Origin of the sequence: Cedecea sp. FDAARGOS_727 (assembly GCF_012273235.1) — a bacterium.
Taxonomy (GTDB): Bacteria; Pseudomonadota; Gammaproteobacteria; order Enterobacterales; family Enterobacteriaceae; genus Cedecea; species Cedecea davisae.
The window spans coordinates 383,550-403,355 of the sequence record NZ_CP050966.1 but is presented as its reverse complement, the minus strand read 5'-3'; the positions used below and the strand labels follow the sequence as shown (position 1 = coordinate 403,355).

Sequence of the window (19,806 nt, the reverse complement as noted above, 5' to 3'; positions counted from 1 at the left end):
TAACTACTCCGTGGCGGGTTTACTTTCAGTCGTGGCAACGGGCGCTTCGCTGGCCCGATACTGCCGGTCGACGACTTTGAGGAAGGGCAGATAGATGATTGCCCCGATGCACAGGTTAATAAGCTGGATAACCGCGCCGCTGAGATGGCCGGTAACGATAAACCCGCTCAGCACCGGCGGCAGCGTCCACGGGATATAAACCCCGGTGGTGGTGGCGACCATGCCGACCGACATCGCGATGTACTGCACCGTAACCAGCACCAGCGGCACCAGATTAAACGGGATAAGCATTATTGGGTTCATGATAACGGGCAGGCCAAACAGCACCGGCTCGTTAATATTGAAGAGGGAGGAGCCTGCGGCGAGGCGCGAAACGTTTTTGATGTGCTGGCTGCGGGCGAACAGCAGCATAGCAATCACCAGAGACAAAGTTGCGCCCGCGCCGCCCATCCAGATCATGTCGTAGAACTGCTCGGTAACCACGTGCGGCGGCGGCATTCCGGCCTGGGTGGCGGCGAGGTTGTCCATCTGGTTTTCCATCCAGAATGGCCGAAGAATACCGTTTACCATCGAGCCGGAGTTAATACCCACCGACCACAGGCTGGTAATGCTGAAGCAGGTAAACAGCGCGCCGATATAAGAGGTGCCAAAGTGGCGAATCGGCGTGGCGAGCACTTCATAAACGAATTGGTGAATGGTGTGGTAGTCGGTTTTAGCGAACAGCACCCGCACCGCCAGGGCGATGACCAGAATCAGTAATGAAGGGATAAGAGCGGCGAAAGAGCGTTGCACGGCAGGCGGCACGCCGTCGGGCATTTTTATCACCCAGTTCTGGCGCAGCATCCAGGCAAACAGTTCGGTGCTGGCAAGCGAGCCCAGCATAGCGACGAACAGCCCTTTTGAGCCCAACCACTCCATGGGAATAATGTTGCCGACATCAGGATGTTTGGCGAACGGCGTGAGGATCAGAAAACAGGAGAGCGATAAAATGCCGGAAGACATTCTGTCTATGTCGTAGCGCTCCGCCAGCCGGTAGGCCACCAGGAAGCTGATAAACAGCGCCATGGTTGAGAAGATCGCATTGAAAGGAATTTCGACGGTGGCGGACCACCCCTCGCCAAAAATGGAGGCCATAAACTGCTGGTATACGGTGCTCGGGAACGAAGAGATCACCAGCAGAATTGAGCCAACGATAATAAACGGCATGAACGAGATATAGGCATCGCGAATGGCGCCTAAATGACGCTGCTGCGCCATCTTAGCGGCCAGGGGCATCAGCCGGGCTTCTATTGCGGCCATCAGGTTTTTCATTTTACCGCTCCGTAAGTAATCACAAGAGACAATTCTTGCGTGTGATTACCTTAGTGATTGTTCAGAGCGAATAAAGTGAGTTAATTCACAGATGAGCCATATAAGTATCATATGATTACTTAATTTTTTTTGTGGGTTTTTAGCGCAGAGAGAATAAAAAAGCCCCGCATAACGGGGCGTGGTGACGGTACGCGGGGCTATTTGTAGATGGTGGCTGTGCCGTAGAGGCGATTATCGCCGCCGGCCGAGTTGATGACATAGCCGGTCGCACCCTGTTCTTTGGCTTTTTCGGCCAGCTTGGCTTGCAGACCGTCAAGCGTGCCGGCTTTGGCGGTTACCGTACCGACCGGACGCATCTGGCCAAGGTTTGCGTCACTCATTTCCTGGGCTGCCATTGAGGCAAAAGGCAGTGCAGCAAGAGAGATAACCGCAGAGAAATACAGCAGTTTTTTCATCTTTACATCCTCTTGAGCGTTAGGAGCGGAACACCTTTATCTTGTCTGACAGTTAAAGTCTAGTTCCCCTGCGGGCAGGTAATGACGGAAAAAATTGATGGACTTGTGCTTGTTTTTTGAACGATAAAACTTGACCAATAGCTGACAAAAAAGCCACAAATAAGTGGCTGATTTATCGTGTTTTTAGCGGGCGTCCGGGCGGATCAGATCGAAACGCAGCGATTCGTCTATGGTGTAATAGGCCGAGGGGCCACCTGCCCGCAGTATCGGTTTTGCCAAAGCGGTCTGGTAAACGCCGTCGATAAGCAACTCTTCATCTATATGCACGGCAACCACTTCGCCCAATACCAGCCAGCTGTTCAGCTCGTCGCCATCGGCGGCGGTCAGGCGAATGCATTGAGAGAGGCGGCATTCGAAGTTAACCGGGCTTTCGGCCACCAGGCAGGCTTTGACCTTTTTCCCGGCAACCGGCGTTAAGCCTGCCCGCTGGAACTCATCCTCGCCTCTGGGCAGCGTGGCGGAGGTTTCATTCATCTGTTCGGCAAGGGGGCGGGTCACCAGGTTCCAGACGAATTCTTTGGTGTCGAGAATGTTTTGCACGCTATCTTTCCAGCCGCTGCTGGCGAAACCAATTATCGGTGGGCGATAATTGAAGCAGTTAAAGAAGCTGTAGGGCGCAAGATTGCGCTGCCCCTGCGGATTGTAAGAGGCTATCCAGCCGATAGGGCGAGGGCCGATGATGGCGTTCAGCGGATCGTGCCCTAAGCCGTGGCCCTCTGAAGGCTCGTAGTAGTAACGTTTTTTACTCATAGCGCACCTGAATTCGTGTTGGAAGAGCCAAATCGCCGGGGATGTATTTACCCGGCGCGGAGAGCAGAGTATCTTACGCGCCCACACAAGGAGAAGCCCCGATGAAAACCCCAGCCGCAACTAAACCCGGTTTACACCCGCGTAACCGCCACCGCAGCCGCTATGACTTTGCCGCTTTAACCGAAAGCAGCCCGGCGCTGGCGGCGTTTTTGCGTCAGGGGCCGCACGGCGACACCACGGTAGATTTTGCCGACCCGCTGGCGGTTAAGGCGCTAAACCAGGCGCTGTTGGCCCACTTCTACCAAATTAAGCAGTGGGATATTCCCGAAGGTTTTCTCTGCCCGCCGGTTCCGGGGCGCGCGGATTATATACATCATTTAGCGGATTTACTGGCTGAGAGCAACGGCGGCGTGGTGCCGACTCAGGCTACGGTGCTGGATGTTGGCGTGGGTGCCAACTGCATCTATCCGCTGATTGGGCAGCACGAATACGGCTGGCGCTTTACCGGCTCGGAGCTTGATGAGGACGCGCTGCGTGGCGCAATGCAAATTCTTGAGGCGAACCCTGGCCTTAACCGCATGATCCGTCTGCGCCGCCAGAAAAATGCCGACAGTATTTTAGACGGCATCATCCACAAGAACGAAACCTACGATGCGACGCTTTGTAATCCGCCTTTCCACGATTCGGCACAGGCAGCCCGCAGCGGCAGCGAACGCAAACGCCGTAATCTGGGCCAGGATGCAGGAGCTGCGCTCAACTTCGGCGGCCGCGAGCAGGAGCTGTGGTGCGAAGGCGGTGAAGTCGCGTTCGTCAGCAAAATGATCAAAGAGAGCAAGGCTTTTGGCCGCCAGGTGCTGTGGTTCACTTCTCTGGTTTCTAAAGGCGAGAACCTGCCCGCGCTGTACCGCGTGATGCAGGAAACCGGGGTGGTGAAAGTGGTGAAAAAAGAGATGGCGCAGGGCCAGAAGCAGAGCCGCTTCATCGCCTGGAGCTTTATGGATGACGCCCAGCGCGCCCGCTGGGCGAAAAACCGCGGTAAATAATTAAACCGTAGGGTTAGCGGGCGGCAGCGTTTCCATCGCCGTTGCCGCCTGAGCCGTATCGGTGCCCGGCTGGATAACCTGCACGCTTTGCACCGGCGGTCTTATCCCGGCCGCATCGAAGTGTTTTTTTACCATCCCGTCCAGGGCGTAGCGTACCGTCCACTGCTTTAACGGCAGCGTGGTGAAGGTGACCCGGACGGTAAAGGCCTGGTTGGTGAGCCCCACAATTCCTGAGAAAGTGGGTTCCCCGATGACCAGCATGCGAGTCTCTTCTTTGCCCATTAGCTCTTCCACGGCCTCTCCCAGGATGCGGTTAACCTTATCCACATCTTCCCGCCTGTCGACGTCATAATTGGCGACAAATGAGCCTATCCCCCGCACGAAGTTCGCAAAGGTGGTTATCGAAGACCACGGAATAATGTGGTAAGCCCCGGTGTCCTGGCGTACGCCAACCGAGCGGATGGACATTTTTTCAACCGTGCCGGTAATCGCGCCGATGGTGACGTAATCCCCGTTGTTCATGCCGTTCTCGAACTGGATAAACACCCCGGTGATAATATCTTTCACCAGCGTCTGGGAGCCGAAGCTGATAGCCAGACCCAGCGCCCCGGCCCCGGCCAGCAGTGGCGCAATGTTTACGCCGACTTCCGAAAGCAGGATCATGATTGTGATGGTGCTGATAATAACCGCAAGCGCGTTACGAAATAGCGTCAGCAATGTTCGGGTACGCGCGCTCGGCAGGGGGCGACCATGAATATCTGAGGTGAGCCGGTTCTCAATCAGGCTTGCCAGCAGCGTCCAGCCGACCGCCGAAAAGAACAGGATCAGCAGAATGCGGATCAGGATATCGACGGCTTTCTCTCCGGCACCGTGGGCCAGCCATTGCCAGACGTCGAACAGGCCCCAGGCATCCAGCAGCAGCATCACGGCGACGCATACGGTAAGAATGCGCGCCAGCTTCAGCGTGGCGGAGATCCAGCCGTTCAGGCGCTTTTGCAGCTCAGGATAGCTGCGCTGTACTTCCGGGGAGAGCGTGATGGTTTTGGCTATCCAGCGCGAGAGCATGCCGGAAATAAATGCCGCCACGCCGATAATCGTCAGGCTGTGCAGCGTGGCGCCCATCATAAATTTCAGGCTGTTGCCGGGATCGAACAGCGACAGGAAAAATAGCGCCACAAAATAGGCTGAAGCAAGCCAGTGCCAGATCAGCGCAAAGGCGCGAATAAACAGGCTGAAAAAGGCCATCGACCGGTCGGCAAGGTGAATCAGGCTCTGCTGGATAGGGCGCTTATTGTGAAAAATCAGATACTGCGCCCAGAGGGTTATCAGCAACATCACGATGATATTTATGGTGGCGCTGGCCTGCGGGTTGACCTGGCTTGCGGTAATTGGCACGGCCACCATCAAACCATAGCCGATAAAAGTGCTCAACCAGGCAAGCCGCACGCTCCAGTAGCGGGCGGTCTGATCGCTGATGGGAAAGGGGCGCAGGGCCGGAAAGCGCGGGCTGAAAATGAGCCGCAGTACGGCCCTGAAGAACTCTATTAGCCCAAAGGCATTAAGAAACAGCCCCTGCTGGCGGGCAATAGTCGGATTGCCAGCGTTCATTTTGTCGCTGAGCATTTGGCCAACGAACAGCGTAAGCGCCAGCAGAACGATATCTACCGCAAAGGCCGCGAGGATGGCTAACGGCAGGTGAAGCCAGTTGGCACGATCCCGATTTTTTTTTCGCCCCCAGTCGCCCATTTTTGCCCACAGAGGCGTAACGCAGGCGCGCAGCAGAAAATAGAACACAAAGACGGCACAGGCCAGCAGCGCAAAATGGCTCAGCGCATTGAAGAAAGTCTGCTGGTTAAAGGCTTTCCTCGGTGCGCTGGTGATGCTCTGATGCAGCTGTTCGAAGCGTTCGACCAGTTCGCCGCCGTAGCGGCGGCTGACGTCGGTGACGTTCTCAAGAACCGTTTTATCGCTGGCAAGCTTATCGGGCGGGGTAATGGCGGGAACGGTCCGGGAGGTATCGTCGGCGGCAACTTTGCGCAACTGATCGATCAATTCCGTGCGCGATTGTGTGTTCTCCAGCACGTCGGCAAGCGCTGCGTAAGCTTTTTTCTTCTGTTCAACGGTGGGTTCTGCAGGGGCTGAGTTACTGGTTTGAGTGGTCGCCGCAGCAACCGCTCCTGGCAGGGTAACAGCGTGGCCTGGCAGTGTTATCAGGCTAATAAGCAGTAGCAAGATCCCTCGCACGACGCTCCTCCGGGCTGAAAATTTCGGGCAAAGGAGTAAGTATAGTGGGCTGGGCGAGAGTGAATAAAAAAGCGGGATTTTTCCGGGGAGTGCAGGGCGGCAGGCCGGAGCCGCCGCCCTGAAAGGTGATTATGCGACGTGCTGCAAGAACTCGCGCAGGCGCGGGCTTGGCGGGTTGTCGATAAGCTCCTGAGGGTTACCGTCTTCCGCCACGCGACCTTTATCGATAAAGATCAGGCGGGAGGCCACTTTGGCGGCAAAGCCGACTTCGTGGGTCACGATAACCATGGTCATGCCTTCTTCTGCCAGATCCTGCATAACCTTCAATACTTCGTGGCGCAGTTCCGGGTCGAGAGCAGAGGTTGGCTCATCAAACAGCATCATCTTCGGCTTAACTGCGAGCGCACGGGCGATTGCCACGCGCTGCTGCTGGCCGCCGGAAAGCTCGGACGGATAGTGATGAGCACGCTCGGCCAGGCCCACTTTAGCTAACAGTTCTTTTGCCAGCTTTTCGGCTGCGTCTTTCTTCATGCCACGCACGCGAATCGGGCCAAAAGCGACGTTTTCCAGCGCCGTCAGGTGCGGGAACAGGTAGAACTGCTGGAACACCATACCGGCTTCCTGGCGGATCAGCCGGTCATCAACTTTTGGATCGTTAACTTTCAGGCCGTCAACAATCAGGTCACCGCTGGTAATCTCTTCCAGCTTGTTGATGCAGCGCAGCAGGGTGGATTTGCCGGAGCCGCTTGGCCCGATAATAACCACCACTTCACCCTGTTTGATGTTCAGGTCGATATTGTGCAGCACCTGGGTTTGGCCGAAGTGCTTGGATACGTTTTTAAATTCAATCACAGGATTTTCATCCTTCTTTCAAGGCGACGCAGCACGAAGCTCAGCACCAGAGTAATAATCAGATAGAAGACCGCAACGGCGCTCCAAATCTCCAGCGCGCGGAAGTTACCGGCGATAATTTCCTGACCCTGACGAGTCAGCTCTGCTACACCGATAACGATGAACAGCGAGGTGTCCTTAATGCTGATGATCCACTGGTTACCCAGCGGCGGCAGCATACGGCGCAGCGCCAGCGGCATAATAACGTGGCGAATGGTTTCACGCTTAGACAGGCCGAGCGCCAGGCCAGCTTCCTGGAAACCTTTATGAATAGAGAGCACCGCGCCGCGGGTAATTTCCGCGATATAGGCTCCGGAGTTGATCATGATGGTGACGACCGCCGCGCTGAACGGATCGATGCGCAGATCGTTAAAGGCCATCGGCAGGGCGAAGTAAATAAACATGACCTGCACAACGATTGGCGTGCCGCGAATCACTTCGATGAAAACCAGCGCTACGTGGTTAGCAATCCAACCGCCGTAGGTACGGGCAAAGCCCGCCACTAAACCAATTACTAAACCGCCGCAAAGCCCCAGGATTGAAATCCATAGGGTCATCTTAGCGCCTTCAAACAAGATGGGAATTGCAGGCCAAATGGCGCTCCAGTCAAACTGCATGATGTGTTCCTGTTGTCTACCGTGGTTTCTCCCCCTGGCCTGAGGGACAGGGGAATTTAATAATAAGAGGGGCGAAAGGCGCCCCTCAGGTATTACGTTAAAGCTTTAGAATTATTATTTTGGCTCGGTGCCGAACCATTTTTTGTAGATTTCGTTGTACTGGCCGTTCTCTTTCAGGGTTTTCAGCGCGCCGTTGATTTTGGTACGCAGTTCGTCGCTGCCTTTCGGCAGAGCGATACCGTATTGCTGCGCTTCCAGAGACTCGCCTACCGCTTTGAACTGACCGTTACCGGCGGTTTTGATGAAGTAAAGAATGTTTGGTGTGTCGTGCAGTACCGCGTCGGCGCGGTTAGTGCCCAGTTCCATGTAGGCGTTATCGATGTTCGGGAACTGACGCAGATCTTTAGTTTTGATGTTCGCTTTCGCGTAATCAACGGAACCTGTACCGCCTTTCACCGCGACGATTTTACCGTCCAGGTCTTTCACGCTTTTAATGTCGTTGTTGTTAGCTTTAACCATGACCAGCAGGCCGCTTTTGTAGTAGCCGTCGGAGAAATCGATTGCTTTCTCACGCTCAGGGGTGATGGTGATACCGGCCAGCGCGACGTCAACGTTTTTGGTTTGCAGCGCAGGGATGATGCCGCTGAAGTCCATTGGCTTCAGGGTGTAGTCCAGCTTCAGCTCTTTAGCTATGGCCTGCCACAGATCCACATCGAAGCCGACATATTTGTCGCCTTGCTTGAATTCAAAAGGAACGAATGCGGTATCGGTCGCAACGACCAGTTTTTTGTCAGCGGCATGGGAAGATACTGCAAAAGCGAGGGTGAGTGCAGCCAGTGAAACTTTCAAAATCGACTTCATAGCATTTCCTTTGTTAATCCACGGGGCGATCCCCTGCGTAAGCGGCGACTCATGAAAGAATCGTGCCAGATTTGCAACTTACTGTTTTGCAAGGATGTGATTTTTTAACATTGCATATTGAGCGTTGCAAGCCGGTCATAACGCACCGTTATGGTGCTCCATTTTGGTGCGAAAATTCGGCGAACAGGGTGGGGGTTAGTTTTACCGCGAAATCAGTGGACAAAACAATCACTCATTAACGATTGTGTGAGGTGATTATTACATTTGATTAACTTAAGGCTATGAATTGAGCAACGGTCTGCGCTGTTTTGGTGCAACATCCTTCCCCGGGCGGGGAAGGATTCATAGGAAATTTATATGTTTTACTCGATGTTAGACTCGATAAACCACAGGAATTTGTCCAGATCGCGTGAAGCGGCGGTCAGAATATCTGCGGTATCTTCGTCTTTAGCTTCGCCCACGGCTTTACGGACGTCGTTGGCGACGATGGCATAGCGGTCGGCCAGCTCTTTCAGGTGCTCCTGGACGGTGTGAATGTCCAGCGGATAGCTTTTCAGAGGCGTTTTGCTGTTAATAACCTGAGTGGTCCCCAGCGCTACGCCGCCCAGCTGTACCGCGCGTTCTGCCATAGTGTCGAGATGCTCGGTCAATGCAGTACGGAAGCCGTCCAGCATTTCATGGACCGCAATAAAGTTAGCACCGCGCATGTTCCAGTGAGCCTGTTTGGTAATCAGCGACAAGTCGATGAACTGGACGACCTGGCGATTCAGCAGCTCAATGGTGGCTTTTTTCTCGCTGTCTTTCACATCATTGCGGGTATATAGCAGGTTTGTAGATTTAGTTTTTACCAGTTTAGCGGTACTCATAATCTTTCATCCTCTTGATGTTGGTGTCCCAATGAATTACCGGGAATAAGTATAGCACCGGTTTTAAATTTTGCGGATTGAGAGAATACCTATCAAACCAATAGCAAAGAGAAGGTGGAAAAGATAAATACATTGTGAAACAGATGGTTATCTGTGCATTAAAACTTATGTCAGAAAACATGAATAAATATGACAGCGGAAAGAAAATAATTCTTATTGAGTATTACATATTGCAATAAATATAGTGCTGACGGCTGTCTTAGCATTTAATGCGATGAATTATCACCGCATTAAATGAAGGGGCGTGGGTTAATTGATATCAACTTCTTTAATCTGAGTTTCACGCTTCATGGTCAGCGTGGAACCGGCGGACGCGGCGATGATACAAAGCAGGGCCAGCCACTGGATAAGCGTGAGGTGCTCGCCGAGGAACAGCATCCCGGACAGTGCCGCAAGGCCCGGCTCAAGGCTCATTAACGTCCCAAAGGTACGTGTGGGAAGCCGCGTCAGGGCAATCATCTCCAGAGAGTAGGGCAGCGCGGTGGACAGCACGGCAATCGCCAGCACTATCGGCAGCAGCGACCATTGCAGTAGCGAGCCGCTCGCTTCCCAGACGCCGAGCGGCACGAAGATAACCGCCGCAATCAGCGAACCAAAAGCTACCGTTGCCGGGCCGTGCTCCGCCCCGGCTTTTTGCCCGGTAATAATGTAAACCGCCCAGCAGGCCCCCGCGCCCAGCGCAAAGGCGGCCCCGGTGAGGTCAACCTGCGATATATCCTGGCCGAGAGGCAGCAGGAACCACAGGCCCGCCACCGCCAGCACGACCCAGATAAAGTCTACCGCTCGCCTCGAACCAAAGAGGGCAACGGCCAGCGGCCCGGTAAATTCCAGCGCCACGGCGATACCCAGCGGCACGGTGCGCAGGGAAACATAAAACAGATAATTCATGCTGCCCAGGGCCAGGCCGTAAAAGAGCAGGGGTAAGCGCTGCTCAGGCTTAAAACGCAGGCGCCACGGCTTAAATATGACCACCAGAATGAGCGTACCGAGCAGCAGGCGCAGGGCGGTAACCCCCTGAGGCCCGATAGCCGGGAACAGCGACTTAGCCAGCGAAGCGCCGCTTTGAATTGAAGTCATGGCAATAAGCAGCACCACGATGGGTAACCAGCGCGGCATGTTACGGGGAGTTTGCGGCATCCTGCATCCTGTCAGTTTTTGTCTGCATTTAGTCAATAAAGTAAAAGTTCGCCCAGTCTAATGGATTAACTTATGGCTGGTTGATAATTCATTAAGAAAATTTCTCATCGCCTGGAGTAGGATCTTCGCAGTTTTTGTCAATTTACGTCAGAAATAAATTCAGAATTATCTGAATGACGATGTTGTTAAAGGGGTTAATATTTGCCGCTGAAGTGCATAATTCCCCTGATATTTTAGCGAGTTAACATGTAGTGGAAATGTTATGTTACATGAAAAGGTTCGTTAGACAACACAATTGGCGAAGAGTTTCTGTCATGGTTTTGTTATATTTAAAACTTAGGACTTACTTGAAGCACATTTGAGGTGGATATTATGAAAAAAATTGCATGTCTTTCAGCACTGGCCTGTGTTCTGGCCGTTTCCGTAGGTACTGCATCTGCAACTAGCACCGTAACCGGTGGTTATGCGCAGAGCGATATGCAGGGCGTTGCGAACAAAGCTGGCGGTTTCAACCTGAAATACCGTTACGAAAATGATACCCCGCTGGGCTACATCGGCTCCTTCACCTACACCCAGAAAAGCGATACCTCTTCTGACGGTATCTACACTAAAGGCCAGTACTACGGTATCACCGCTGGTCCTGCTTACCGCATCAACGACTGGGCAAGCATCTACGGTGTTGTAGGTGTTGGCTACGGTAAATTCCAGGCGACCGAATACCCAGCTGCTCACGATTCCGTTAGCGACTACGGCTTCTCTTATGGCGCAGGCCTGCAGTTCAACCCTATCGAAAACGTTGCTCTGGACTTCTCCTACGAGCAGAGCCGTATTCGTAGCGTTGACGTTGGCACCTGGATCGCTGGCGTAGGCTACCGTTTCTAATATCCCCCTCAGGGATAGAAATAAAAAATCCGCCCTTGTGGCGGATTTTTTTTATCTGTCATTCGCTGACCCGCTTACCGCGTTCTGGTCTCAAAAACATCCGTCTGCAGGTGAGTATAGTCCACTTTCTTCAGCCTGAAGTTGGTGATGTACGTCGGCCCGGCTTTTTGCTCGGAAATAAACTTGTACTTCGGCGTCAATTCTTTTGCCTTAATCCCGGTCCACGCTGAGAAAAAGTTCAGGAAATCATTGGCGCTGCGGCGCGCTTTAATAAGCCTGTGGCTGGTATCATCGCTGGACACCACCATAAAGGGCACCTGGAAGTTTTGCTGGAACTTGTCGTCATGGGCCAGATATTGCACGTCGGTGCCGCGCTCTTTAAACGCCAGGCCGTGGTCAGAGAAATAAACCATAGAGAAGGTGTTGCCGGTGTTTTGCAATTGCAGGTAGAGCTGCTTTAGCAGGTCGTCGGTCTGCGTCATGCTGTAGATGTAGCAGGAGGTTTCTTTTGACTGCACAAAGTCTTTGTATTTGCCCTGAGTACGGTCGCAGGCCTGAGGATGCGAGCCCATCAGGTGCAGGACTATCAGCTGCGGGGTGTTACGCTGGGTGGCGAATACCTGTGCGGTCATCTTTAACAGCGCTTCATCACGGGTGTTTTTGTCCGCTTCAAAGTCACCGCTTTTCAGGAATTGCACTTCGTCGGCACGCTTCGCAATGCTGGCGATGGCCGTGTCGTACTCGCCTATCTGCCCCTGGTTTGAGAACCACCAGGTCTGGAAACCTGCGCGGTTAGCCAGCGTCACAAAGTTATCCTGATATTGAGGCTTGTCATCCACCACGCGATTCAGCGTCAGCCCCAGCGATTTTTGCGTGGAGCCGCTGGCGGAGACGTAATCCATAAAAATATTACCTTTAACCTGGCTGGCGAAAGGCGTGTTATCCCAGTGGCCGCCAAATGCGCCCAGGGCGTCACGGCGGGCGCTTTCACCAATCACTACTACATAAGTGTGATATTTGGGCTGTACCGCCAGGACATTCCAGGAATCCTTCTGCTGCGAAAGCTCCTTCATCCGGGATTGCTCGTCGAGCACTTCCTTATTATTTACCACCACGTCTTTAACAAAACGCACCACCGGGTAGCCGGTATCTTTAAATTTAAAGACGCCGCCGTAGGCGAGGTTTGTTACCGGGGCGACAAAAAAGCTCACGAGGCTGATAGCCAGACATACGCTATCGAAATGACGCCACGCGCGTTTTTCTTCACGCTTGCGGCGCACGGCCAGCACGCCCAGCGCCAGAATAAACAGCGACACCACATAGCTGTACCACGGGAAGATGGTCATTATCTCCGTGGACTCTTCGAAATTGGTTGAGTGCAATGCCAGCAGGGTATTGAAATTTGGCGCACCGTAGGCCTGGCCAAACGGGAAATACATTGCCGCAACCAGGCTGCAAACTGCCAGCAGGGCTTTTTGTACGCGAGGAGCCGCCCGCCAAAGTAATAGCAGGACGCAGCTAAAAGCCACGGCATAAAGCAGGCTGAATTCGTAGCCGAGTGCAAAATTAATCAACAGGGATTGTAGAAAATAAAAGCCAGTCCACGGATTCAGAGCGATTCCGCGAGCAGTCAGGGTATCTTTAACTGTTACATTCATCTTTATTATGGTCTTGCAAAACGCCATGCGGTGACCCTGGCGATAAGGGTAGAGCCTGCCTGACAGACGGAAACGAAGGGGAATAGCACCGCATCTGCGAGCCGCTTCATGTGCAGGGCTGCAAGAAGATAGAGCCGTAAGATAAGAATATCAACTGATAACGGGCAGCTGTTTTGCGAGACGGATTGCAAATCCGACAAATGAGGGGGTTAAAGCCGGGCCTGACGGGCCGCTAAGAGGGATTTTGGATAATGATTGTTACAAAAAGATGACCATTAGCGAAAAAAAATAAGGGCAGAAACAGGCAGGGCGACTGCCTGAAATTACTGCTTTTCTTCGCCCTGCTGGGGTTTGCCGGAAACCCAATCACAAATCATGTTCAACAGCATTAAGCGTACCTGGAAAGGGGAGTGAGTAAACACGTTGATGCACCTCTTGAATTCGTTCATAGCGTCCTCCTGTTAGCCAAACGGTCGTTTATCCATAAACAAACCTGACTGCATTACATACAGGTATAGCACAGGCTATATTTTATAGCCATGGCTATTTCGTTAAATTTTTGTGGATAGCCAATGCTGGTTTACAATAAAGCCTTCCGTCGTCAGATGACGACGCCGCGCCACTGGAAGAGGAAGCACTATGAGCCGTCGGGTAGGGCAAAAGAACAGCGAAAAAGTGACGCCATTACCGAATATTGAAGAGCATGTCGAAGGCTTCAGGCAGGTGCGTGAGGCGCACCGCAGGGAATTAATTGATGATTATGTTGAGCTGATTTCTGATTTGATTCACGAGGTGGGCGAGGTTCGCCAGGTGGACATGGCCGCACGTCTTGGGGTTTCCCAGCCGACGGTAGCCAAGATGCTTAAACGCCTGGCCTCGGTTGGCCTGATCGAGCAAATTCCGTGGCGTGGGGTATTTTTAACGCCGGAAGGTGAAAAGCTGGCTCAGCAGAGCCGCGAGCGCCACCAAATCGTCGAGAATTTCTTTCTCGCTCTGGGCATCAGCCCGGAAACCGCACGTATTGACGCTGAAGGGGTAGAGCACCACGTTAGCGAAGAGACGCTGGAGGCATTTCGTAAGTTCAGCGCAGAGCGGGGTCTCGGCTGATAATGCTCATTCGCCTTGCGCGGCCTTTCCTGCGCGATCGTTTCCTGCATTTATTACTGTTGATCGGCATCGCCCTTAGCCTGGCGGTGCCGTTCCGTCCTGCTCTTTGGCCTGCCGCCATCGACTGGCACACCATTATTACCCTAACCGGCCTGATGATGCTGACCAAAGGCGTCGAGCTAAGCGGCTACTTTGATGTGCTTGGGCGCCGGATGGTGGCGCGCTTTGCCAACGAGCGGCAGCTGGCGCTGTTTATGGTCAGCGCTGCGGCACTGCTTTCTACCTTTCTGACCAATGATGTGGCGCTGTTTATCATCGTGCCGCTGACTATCACGCTGAAAAAACTCTGTTCGATTCCGGCAAGTCGGCTGATTATTTTTGAGGCACTCGCGGTGAACGCCGGTTCGCTGCTGACGCCAATCGGCAACCCACAAAATATTTTGCTGTGGGGGCGCTCCGGGCTTTCGTTCGCCGCATTCAGCTGGCAGATGGCGCCCCTGGCGCTGGCGATGATGTTAAGCCTGCTGGTGCTGGCGTGGTTCTGTTTTAAAGCCAAACCGCTGCATTACCATAATGATGCAGGCGACGGTGGCTGGCAGCCAAAGCTGGTTTACTCCTGCCTCGGCTTTTATATCGTTTTTATCGTCGCGCTGGAGATGCAGTTGGAGCTATGGGGGCTGGGGCTGGTCGCCGTTGGTTTCCTGGTGCTGGCGCGTCGCGTGCTGCTGAGCATTGACTGGAGCCTGCTCGCGGTTTTTGTGGTGATGTTTATCGACGTTCACCTCGTTACTCAGCTTCCGGCGTTGCAGCATTCGCTTCACGACGTAGCTCAGCTTTCTTCACCCGGTTTATATACGCTTGGCATCGTGCTGTCGCAGTTTATCAGCAACGTCCCGGCAACCATCTTGTTGCTCAACTATGTTCCTGCCTCGCTGTTGCTGGCTTTTGCCGTGAATATCGGCGGCTTTGGCCTGCTGCCCGGCTCGCTGGCGAACCTTATCGCGCTGCGCATGGCGAACGACCGCCGGATCTGGTGGCGCTTCCATCTCTACTCCCTGCCGATGCTGCTGTGGGCGGCGCTGGTGGGATACGGTTTATTACGGATATTGGTATGAACTGATTCAGGCAGAAACAGGCAAGGAATGAGCAGAAATCCCCCATTCCACAAAGTGGCGCTGCGCGTATAACTGTCAGTCCGCGCTTTTCCTTCCTGAAACCCTGAACACGAGGTACCGCTATGCGTTATAAAACATTAGGTAACACCGGCCTGTTTGTTTCAGAACTTTGCCTGGGCACCATGACCTTCGGCGGAGAAGACGGCATCTGGGGAAAAATCGGCCAGCTGGAGCAGGGCGAGGCCGACAAGCTCGTTGGCCGCGCGCTGGATGCCGGGATTAACTTTATCGACACCGCCAACGTCTATTCCGGCGGTCGCTCGGAGATAATCACCGGACAGACGCTGAAAAACCTGAAGGTACCGCGTGAAAACGTCGTCGTGGCGACAAAGGTCTTCGGCGAAACCGGCACTGCCGGGCCTAACTCCCGAGGCTCATCGCGTTTTCATATTCTCAACAGCGTAAAAGAGAGCCTGCGGCGGTTGCAGCTCGATTATATCGATCTTTATCAACTGCACGGTTTTGACCCGGCAACGCCAATTGAAGAAACCCTTCGTGCTCTGGACTCGCTGGTGCAGCAGGGGCTCGTTCGCTATATCGGCGTCTCTAACTGGGCGGCATGGCAGATAATGAAGGCGCTGGGCATCTCAGAACGCCTGGGGCTGGCGCGTTTTGCTTCTTTACAGGCCTACTACACGATAGCCGGGCGCGACCTGGAGCGTGAACTGGTGCCGATGATGCAGAGCGAAGGCGTCGGGCTGATGGTCTGGAGCCCGCTGGCGGGTGGCCTGCTGAGCGGTAAATATGACCGCGACGGTAAAGCCGAAAGCGGCAGCCGCCGCCTGGCGTTCGACTTCCCTCCGGTCAATAAAGACAGAGCGTTTGACTGCGTAGACGTGATGCGAGAGATAGCAGAGTCTAAAGGGGTTTCCGTGGCCCAGATTGCGCTGGCGTGGCTGCTGCACCAGCAGGCTGTTACCACCGTTATTATCGGCGCGAAGCGTGTTGAGCAGCTTGATGACAATATTGCCGCCACCGGGATTCGCTTTAGCGAGGAAGATCTACAGCGGTTGAATGAGATCAGCGAGCTGCCGCGCGAATATCCGGGCTGGATGCTGGAACGCCAGGGTGAATATCGCCGGGAGCAGCTTAAGAATCAGTAAAGAAAGGATCCTCCTCTCCGTTGAGGAGAGGAGAAGATTATCGTGCCAGCTTTAAATGAAGCAAAGGGAAAGGATTCCCTTCGCCATCCAGGTCTGAACGCCCCGTCTGTACAAACCCCATATGCCGGTAAAAACCAACGCCCTGCGGGTTTTGCTCGTTAACGTCCACCTCATCAACCTGCAAATGCTCAATGGCGTATTGCAGCAGCAGTTTGCCTACGCCCGTCCCACGGCTTTGCGGGGCAACAAACAGCATTTCAATGCGGTTTTCATGGCAGCCAATAAAGCCCAGCGGCTGCCCGGCGTCGTTCTCTGCCAGCTGCATTGGAATTTGCGGCATATACAGCTCGCGCACCTGCGGCCTCAGGTTGCTGATGTCGTCATCGGTTAAAAAATCATGGGTAGCCCGCACGGCGGCTTCCCAGATTTCAGCCAGGGCATCAAAATCTTCTGGCGTAGCTTTTCTTATATTTATCATCGTCTTTTATCTATCCTGCGGGATAGCGCTCATCAGTTAAACGGTGCTTCTTTTTTCAGAACCTTATCAATCACGTCCAGCACGCCCTGCTGGTTGCAGTTGCCCGCCTGGAAGCGTGCGATGCGTTTGATTTTGTCCGGCGCGTTAGCCATCGCAAAGCCAAAACCGGCCTGAGTCAGCATCTCGATGTCGTTGCCGCCGTCCCCGAAGGTGACGACTTCGCTGTCTTTAATGCCCCATTTGTCCTGCAGGATACGCAGTCCGTTGGCCTTGTGGATGCCCGGAATTATCAGATCTATAGATCCGTGGCCGCTGGTGACCGGCACCACGATGCCGTCAAACTCGGCGCTCAGAGCATCCATCGTTTCGTCCAGCAAATTGTCCGGCAGGTTGAGGGCGAATTTAAAGAACACATCGTCGAGGTTCGATAAACTGTCGACGTGCTCAAGGCGGTGGTAATACTTTGCCGCCATCTGCTTGAAGTCATCGTCGTAGCCGTTCAGGGTGTAGCCGTTGCGCTTGCCGCAGGCAATTATCTCGACGTGAGGCAGTGTCAGCAGGTGATCGATAACGGTATTGAACTCCTGTTTTGTCAGCTCGCCGTTAAACAAGTCCTCGCCTTCGCTGACTACCCAGCCGCCGTTATCCGCAACGAAAGAGATTTCATGCGCGATATCCGGGAAGAACGAGATCAGCTGGAAATACTGGTTGCCGCTGGCGACCACAAAGCGGATCCCTTGTTCCTTCATCTGCTGGTACTGAGCGGCAAAGCGTTCACGGTTGTAGTTTTTACCGTCGTCGAGAAAAGTGCCGTCCATGTCCACTGCAATCAACTTGATGCTCATTGAACTCTCCGTTATTCCGTTTCAAAAACTTGTTGAGCGGGCTGCTGCGGTTTAGCAACGGCGCGGGCAACCAGGGCCGCAATCGCCATCAGCGTCAGCACAACCAGCATGGCGTGGCGTAGCCCATAATGTTCGCCGAGGAAGCCCAACAGCGGCGGCCCCACTAAAAATGCAACGTAGCCGGATGCGGCGACAACGCTCACGCGGCTGGCCGGGTCCGGGCCGGTGTCTCCGGCGGCGGAAATGGTCAGCGGGAAGCCCAGCGATGTTCCCAGCCCCCATAGAATAACGGACACGCCGGCCAGGAAAGCGCTGTCTACAAATATAATCATACCGATGCCGAGCACGCCCATAATCGCGCACGCTCGCACCACGATAACGCGGCTGTAACGGTCAATAAACCAGCCGCCGGTAAAGCGCCCGACGGTCATGCCGAGGGTAAAGCCAACGTAGATAAGCGACCCGGAGGTAGGGCTAAAACCGTGACCGTCGACCATCAGCAGCGGCAACCAGTCATTGGCCGAGCCTTCGGCAAAGGCCATTGCCAGCACCACGAAGCCAATCAGCAGCAACTGAACGTCTTTATAAAACGGGCGATGCGGTTCGTGCGCCTCGCTTTTTTCCGGGTTATCTTTCCCTACGCCGTGCGGCACGGCGGTAAGCGCTACCAGAATGGGCACTATCACCAGCAGAGCAATCATCAGCAAATGGCCCCAGGAGATAACGTTCCAGGCGGTGAGGCTCAGGCCAATCCCAGCCCCAACCAGCGTACCGAGGCTAAAGAAGCCGTGCATCATCGGCAGCACGGTTTTCTTCATCAGGCCTTCGATAATCGCGCCCTCGACATTCATTGCCACTTCGGCTGACCCCAGGCCGCTGCCGAGCAGAGCCAGACCAAAGGCAAACAGGGCAGGCGAAGCGAAGTAGAGCGCGAGGCTCATCACCAGCATACCGATGACCATCAGCGCCATGCCGCTGCGAATAATGGTGCGGGTGCCAAAGCGCTTAACCAGCCAGCCGGAGCAGAGAATTCCGCCCATCGAGCCTACCGACAGGCCAAACAGCACAATGCCCATCCCGGCCGTTGAAACGCTGAGCGTATCGCGGATTGCGGGCGTGCGCGTTGCCCAGGATGCCATCACCAGGCCCGGGAGGAAAAAGAAGGTAAACAGCGCCCAGGTGCGGAGCCTGAGGGCTTTTCTCTGCGTGACTGACATGAACAACAACCCATAAAGAAGGGAACATGAGCGGCAGATTAGCAAGTATGTGTACATTTGTACACATACCTAATAGACTCTTTTAATACTCCGAATTTCAGGCAGGTAATAATGAGCAAAGCCCCGCGCCGTAACGATCCTGAACGCCGCTCGCGCATTCTGCGGGCGACGCTGGATATGGTAGTCAAACACGGCATCAGCGATATTACTCACCGCAAAATTGCCGAGCAGGCGGGCGTATCTTTAGGCTCGATGACCTATTACTTTTCCGGGATCGAGTCGCTGCTTTGCGAAGCTTTTACCCTGTTTGCCCACCAGATGTCGGACAGCTACCGGGAGCGTATGCAACAGGCCAGAACCCGCGCCGACGCCTGCGAAGCCATCGTCGATATGATCTGCGGCGGCTGTGTAGCCACGCCTTACAATATGCAGGTGATGTACCAGCTCTACGCCTATGCCAGCTGCAATCCGCAGCTAAAAGACATCATGCAGGAGTGGATGATCCGCAGCCAGCAGGCGCTGGAGCCGTTCTTCGACCCGCTGACCGCCAGAGCGTTAGATGCATTCCTGGAAGGGATGACTCTTCACTACGTCACCGACCGCGCGCCGCTCAGCCGCGACGATATGCGGGTGATGGTGGCAAGGATAGTTGGGGAAGAGGGTTGACGCCCTGCGCCGCCGCGACAGCCCCCAGATATGTACTGATGGTTGTTTTGTGTTCAAATAAGGGCTAGGCTCCCAGCGTTAGTTGATGGAGTCGCATTGTGCCGATCAAGATAATCCGACCTTCTCTCCGGCCTCACCAGCCGGACTAAAAAGCCCAACCTCACCCGTTGGGCTTTTTTTGTGCAGTATCTCGAGCAAATCCACATGGTTTAACCGGTTAATCCAAAATCCCTTATCATCCGTTTCGTTAGCTAAGAGCGCTTAACTGGCCGTCAGCATTCAGGGAGCTGTGCTGACAAACCGACTTGCGGAGTGCGAGTGTTTGTTAAGTCCTGGCCGAAACCCGGATGGTGCCGGAGCGGGTATCTTGGTCAGAGTGC

General features: G+C 54.1%; 20 protein-coding genes. 6 read left to right on the top strand and 14 right to left on the bottom strand.

Annotated elements, in window-relative coordinates:
* Window positions 1-3: 3 nt before the first annotated feature.
* The 3 genes from celB to FOC35_RS01925 all read right to left on the bottom strand — a co-directional run bounded on the left by celB (window position 4) and on the right by FOC35_RS01925 (window position 2,576).
* Entirely contained in the window at window positions 4-1,311 is a 1,308-nt protein-coding gene (celB, locus tag FOC35_RS01935; RefSeq protein ID WP_172567980.1) for a PTS cellobiose transporter subunit IIC, read from the bottom strand.
* Window positions 1,312-1,508: 197 nt separating this feature from the next.
* Window positions 1,509-1,766, bottom strand: a complete 258-nt coding sequence (locus FOC35_RS01930) for a YdgH/BhsA/McbA-like domain containing protein (RefSeq protein ID WP_016535535.1) — start codon at window positions 1,764-1,766, stop codon at window positions 1,509-1,511.
* Window positions 1,767-1,949: 183 nt separating this feature from the next.
* Window positions 1,950-2,576, bottom strand: a complete 627-nt coding sequence (locus FOC35_RS01925) for a flavin reductase family protein (protein WP_172567979.1) — start codon at window positions 2,574-2,576, stop codon at window positions 1,950-1,952.
* 101 nt (window positions 2,577-2,677) lie between these two features.
* On the opposite strand from FOC35_RS01925, the gene rlmF reads away from it, so the two are divergent.
* On the top strand, window positions 2,678-3,619 hold the full coding sequence (gene rlmF / locus FOC35_RS01920; RefSeq protein WP_172567978.1) for a 23S rRNA (adenine(1618)-N(6))-methyltransferase RlmF: 942 nt from the start codon (window positions 2,678-2,680) through the stop codon (window positions 3,617-3,619).
* Here the strand turns inward: rlmF and ybiO are convergent, their stop codons facing one another.
* The 6 genes from ybiO to rhtA all read right to left on the bottom strand — a co-directional run bounded on the left by ybiO (window position 3,620) and on the right by rhtA (window position 10,295).
* Window positions 3,620-5,863: a mechanosensitive channel protein gene (gene ybiO, locus FOC35_RS01915; RefSeq protein ID WP_172567977.1), complete on the bottom strand. Its 2,244-nt coding sequence runs from the start codon at window positions 5,861-5,863 to the stop codon at window positions 3,620-3,622.
* Between the two features lie 129 nt (window positions 5,864-5,992).
* Window positions 5,993-6,715, bottom strand: a complete 723-nt coding sequence (gene glnQ, locus FOC35_RS01910; protein WP_008461025.1) for a glutamine ABC transporter ATP-binding protein GlnQ — start codon at window positions 6,713-6,715, stop codon at window positions 5,993-5,995.
* On the bottom strand, window positions 6,712-7,371 hold the full coding sequence (gene glnP, locus FOC35_RS01905; protein ID WP_016535539.1) for a glutamine ABC transporter permease GlnP: 660 nt from the start codon (window positions 7,369-7,371) through the stop codon (window positions 6,712-6,714). Before glnP ends, glnQ begins: the two co-directional genes overlap by 4 nt.
* 114 nt (window positions 7,372-7,485) lie before the next feature.
* Window positions 7,486-8,232 carry a glutamine ABC transporter substrate-binding protein GlnH gene (gene glnH / locus FOC35_RS01900; RefSeq protein ID WP_016535540.1) on the bottom strand — a complete coding sequence of 249 codons (747 nt, stop codon included), beginning with the start codon at window positions 8,230-8,232 and terminating at the stop codon, window positions 7,486-7,488.
* A 362-nt stretch (window positions 8,233-8,594) separates the two neighbouring features.
* A complete protein-coding gene (gene dps, locus FOC35_RS01895; RefSeq protein ID WP_016535541.1) occupies window positions 8,595-9,098 on the bottom strand; it encodes a DNA starvation/stationary phase protection protein Dps in 504 nt (167 codons plus the stop codon).
* A gap of 309 nt (window positions 9,099-9,407) precedes the next feature.
* On the bottom strand, window positions 9,408-10,295 hold the full coding sequence (gene rhtA, locus FOC35_RS01890; RefSeq protein ID WP_172567976.1) for a threonine/homoserine exporter RhtA: 888 nt from the start codon (window positions 10,293-10,295) through the stop codon (window positions 9,408-9,410).
* A 372-nt stretch (window positions 10,296-10,667) separates the two neighbouring features.
* On the opposite strand from rhtA, the gene ompX reads away from it, so the two are divergent.
* Complete coding sequence (gene ompX / locus FOC35_RS01885; RefSeq protein ID WP_016535544.1) at window positions 10,668-11,177, top strand: outer membrane protein OmpX; 510 nt, start codon at window positions 10,668-10,670, stop codon at window positions 11,175-11,177.
* A gap of 74 nt (window positions 11,178-11,251) precedes the next feature.
* Here the strand turns inward: ompX and FOC35_RS01880 are convergent, their stop codons facing one another.
* Window positions 11,252-12,835 (bottom strand): phosphoethanolamine transferase, encoded by a 1,584-nt coding sequence (locus FOC35_RS01880; protein WP_172567975.1) that lies wholly within the window; start codon window positions 12,833-12,835, stop codon window positions 11,252-11,254.
* 323 nt (window positions 12,836-13,158) lie between these two features.
* Window positions 13,159-13,284: a manganase accumulation protein MntS gene (mntS, locus tag FOC35_RS01875; RefSeq protein ID WP_016535546.1), complete on the bottom strand. Its 126-nt coding sequence runs from the start codon at window positions 13,282-13,284 to the stop codon at window positions 13,159-13,161.
* A gap of 190 nt (window positions 13,285-13,474) precedes the next feature.
* On the opposite strand from mntS, the gene mntR reads away from it, so the two are divergent.
* From mntR to FOC35_RS01860, 3 genes are all read left to right on the top strand, one after another.
* Window positions 13,475-13,942 (top strand): manganese-binding transcriptional regulator MntR, encoded by a 468-nt coding sequence (mntR, locus tag FOC35_RS01870; protein WP_016535547.1) that lies wholly within the window; start codon window positions 13,475-13,477, stop codon window positions 13,940-13,942.
* A 2-nt stretch (window positions 13,943-13,944) separates the two neighbouring features.
* Window positions 13,945-15,057 carry an anion transporter gene (locus FOC35_RS01865; protein WP_172567974.1) on the top strand — a complete coding sequence of 371 codons (1,113 nt, stop codon included), beginning with the start codon at window positions 13,945-13,947 and terminating at the stop codon, window positions 15,055-15,057.
* Window positions 15,058-15,179: 122 nt separating this feature from the next.
* A complete protein-coding gene (locus FOC35_RS01860; protein ID WP_172567973.1) occupies window positions 15,180-16,220 on the top strand; it encodes an aldo/keto reductase in 1,041 nt (346 codons plus the stop codon).
* 37 nt (window positions 16,221-16,257) lie between these two features.
* On the opposite strand, the gene FOC35_RS01855 is transcribed toward FOC35_RS01860, so the two are convergent.
* From FOC35_RS01855 to FOC35_RS01845, 3 genes are read right to left on the bottom strand one after another with little or no spacing between them, the layout of a single operon-like run.
* Window positions 16,258-16,698, bottom strand: a complete 441-nt coding sequence (locus FOC35_RS01855; RefSeq protein WP_016535550.1) for an acetyltransferase — start codon at window positions 16,696-16,698, stop codon at window positions 16,258-16,260.
* 32 nt (window positions 16,699-16,730) lie between these two features.
* A complete protein-coding gene (locus FOC35_RS01850) occupies window positions 16,731-17,543 on the bottom strand; it encodes a Cof-type HAD-IIB family hydrolase (RefSeq protein WP_172567972.1) in 813 nt (270 codons plus the stop codon).
* An 11-nt stretch (window positions 17,544-17,554) separates the two neighbouring features.
* Window positions 17,555-18,760: an MFS transporter gene (locus tag FOC35_RS01845; RefSeq protein ID WP_172567971.1), complete on the bottom strand. Its 1,206-nt coding sequence runs from the start codon at window positions 18,758-18,760 to the stop codon at window positions 17,555-17,557.
* 111 nt (window positions 18,761-18,871) lie between these two features.
* Here FOC35_RS01845 and FOC35_RS01840 point away from each other — a divergent pair, with 111 nt between their 5' ends.
* On the top strand, window positions 18,872-19,426 hold the full coding sequence (locus tag FOC35_RS01840; RefSeq protein ID WP_016535553.1) for a TetR/AcrR family transcriptional regulator: 555 nt from the start codon (window positions 18,872-18,874) through the stop codon (window positions 19,424-19,426).
* Window positions 19,427-19,806: the final 380 nt, after the last annotated feature.